At 51.1% G+C, this 2,472-nt stretch carries 3 protein-coding genes; all 3 read right to left on the bottom strand.

The genetic code is table 11. The annotated features are described in order from the left end of the window. Positions 1 to 173: 173 nt before the first annotated feature. Positions 174 to 749, bottom strand: coding sequence for an outer membrane beta-barrel protein (locus WBV75_RS05705; RefSeq protein ID WP_424119683.1), 576 nt, complete (start codon positions 747 to 749; stop codon positions 174 to 176). A gap of 119 nt (positions 750 to 868) precedes the next feature. Beyond that, on the bottom strand, positions 869 to 1,825 hold the full coding sequence (locus tag WBV75_RS05700; RefSeq protein WP_424119682.1) for a transketolase family protein: 957 nt from the start codon (positions 1,823 to 1,825) through the stop codon (positions 869 to 871). 19 nt (positions 1,826 to 1,844) lie between these two features. Further along, a partial coding sequence (locus WBV75_RS05695) for a transketolase (protein ID WP_424119681.1) occupies positions 1,845 to 2,472 on the bottom strand: 628 nt, incomplete at its 5' end.

Raw genomic sequence — 2,472 nt, 5'->3', positions numbered from 1 at the left:
AGATGAGATTATTATCAATGCGGACGGGACGCTCGAATTCCCGGATTCAAACGGAAATGGGACCCCGGATTACCTGGACAATACCTTCCCGGAGAATTCCTAATTTGGAAATTCCGTTAAAACTCGGGGTAAGCATGCTACCCGTCTGATTTCTCCGGACCGGGTATACCCGATCAGAATTTAAACGAAGGCCCCAGGATCAATTGGGTGGGACGGGTATCCAGGCGTATACCCTCAATTTCCCCACCGATAATATCGGCGTAGTTTGGGCCGAGGCCGCGCTCCCATCGCAGGTCTATCCCAATTTTTCCGAGGTTTAACCCCCCTCCAATTTGAAACCCAACGGAAAATTGATTTTCCACATCCCCGAGGTCGACGTCCTGCAAGTCTGAATTCAAGACATACTGAAAGGCCGGTCCGATAAAGCCGTGGAAAATTTTCAAAAACCTGTGGCCAAAGAGTACCGGAAGATCGAGTTTTTGCATCTTAAAATTTTCACCTGAATAATCGGAATTCACCTGGGTAAAGACAAGCTCCGGCCTCACATAAGCCCGGCCACCTATGCGCCCCCAAATCCCAACATGATAGCCAAATTTCGTGTCCGCACTAATTTCCGCGATATCATTAGCTTTAATGTCACCTGTATTGCTGTAATTCAGTCCGGCTCTGAGTCCGAATCCAGAGCCTCCGCTTTGTGCAAAAGAAATGAGACCGATAAGCAGGAATCCTGCAAAGAGTAGATTTTTCATCTGTTTATTTTTATTGTTTTTAATAGGTCAGATGTAATTCGCCAATAACAATCTCGCTTGGCATTGAGAATTGTTATGGCTCATTTCATATAGTGTTCTTTTAAAAGGGCCTTTTTTGTTCAGGCCTTGCGTGGTATTACTTTGAAAACGGCCTTTTCAATGGCTTTAGTATTCAGCCCGTATTTGTCCATCAGTTGCTCCGGAGTGCCGCTCTCTCCAAAAGTATCCTGGGTGGCCACAAATTCCTGGGGTGTCGGCAGGTGAGTAGCCAGGACGCGTGCCACGCTTTCTCCAAGGCCCCCTAAATAATTGTGCTCCTCCGCCGTGACCACACACCCTGTTTTTTTGGCAGAGGCCACGATGGCCTGGGCGTCGAGTGGTTTGATGGTGTGGATATTGATAACCTCTGCAGAGATGCCCTGCTCAGCCAGATTTTCTGCGGCGACAAGGGCCTCCCAGACCAAATGCCCTGTCGCCAGCACAGTCACATCTGTGCCGGGTTGCAACATAAGGGCTTTCCCAATTTCAAAGGTTTGGTCCACAGGGGTGAAGTTCGCGACTTTGGGCCTTCCAAAGCGCAGGTAAACGGGTCCTTCATGTTCGGCAATGGCCAGGGTGGCTGCGCGGGTTTGGTTGTAGTCACAGGGATTGATCACAGTCATTCCCGGGAGCATTTTCATCAAACCTATATCTTCCAGGATCTGGTGGGTCGCTCCATCTTCCCCCAGGGTAACCCCGGCATGGGAAGCGCATATTTTAACGTTTTTCCCCGAATAGGCGATAGACTGGCGGATCTGGTCGTAAACCCGTCCGGTCGAGAAATTGGCGAAGGTCCCTGTAAAGGGAATATATCCTCCAATGGTGAGCCCGGCGGCGATCCCCATCATGTTGGCCTCAGCGATCCCCACCTGGAAAAAGCGGTCGGGGTTTTCACTGATAAATTCATCCATCTTTAGCGATCCCACCAGGTCTGCGCACAGGGCGACTACTTTAGGGTTCTTCCTGCCCAATTCGGCCAGCCCGGCGCCAAAGCCACTCCGGGTGTCGTTTTTGCCCTGATCTGTATATTTTATCATCGGTCTTCTGGTTTAAGTATTAGTAATCCCCCAGGGTTTCAGGGTTTTGGGCAAGGGCGGTTTCGAGTTGCTCATCATTGGGTGCCTTCCCGTGCCAGGCATGGGTATGCATCATAAAGTCAACCCCGTTGCCCATCACTGTATCCATGATTATGGCCACGGGCTTCCCATTTCCGGTAAGGGATTTCGCCTTTTCCAGGGTAGTGATAACTGCCTGCAGGTTATTTCCCTCCTTTAATGTTAGCACTTCCCACCCAAAGGCTTCAAATTTGGTTTTAACATCGCCCAGGGGCATCACCTCTTCCGTCGGGCCATCAATCTGCTGGCCGTTGCGGTCCACCGTGGCGATGAGGTTGTCGATACCTCTTCCGGCGGCAAACATCACGGCTTCCCATATTTGTCCTTCCTGCAGTTCCCCATCCCCGTGGAGGCTGTAGATCAGGTGCGGGTCTTTGTTAAGTTTTTTAGCGAGTGCTGCTCCAATGGCCACCGACATGCCCTGTCCTAAAGATCCGGAAGCGATACGAATTCCGGGCAGATGTTCGTGGGTGGCCGGATGCCCCTGCAAGCGGGAATTGATAAGGCGGAAGGTGCTGAGTTCTTTCACCGGGAAGAACCCCCTTCGCGCCAGCACGCTGTAGTAGACC

The sequence above is a fragment of the Robiginitalea sp. genome (genome assembly GCF_049588695.1).
Classification (GTDB): Bacteria; Bacteroidota; Bacteroidia; order Flavobacteriales; family Flavobacteriaceae; genus Robiginitalea.
Note: the sequence above shows the minus strand (reverse complement) of the source record. Positions and strands in the feature narration are given on the sequence as shown.

Bases quoted from the DNA above. Each gene is read 5' to 3' on its own strand.
- WBV75_RS05700 (WP_424119682.1), bottom strand. From the start codon at position 1,825: ATGATAAAATATACAGATCAGGGCAAAAACGACACCCGGAGTGGCTTT.
- WBV75_RS05705 (WP_424119683.1), bottom strand. From the start codon at position 749: ATGAAAAATCTACTCTTTGCAGGATTCCTGCTTATCGGTCTCATTTCT.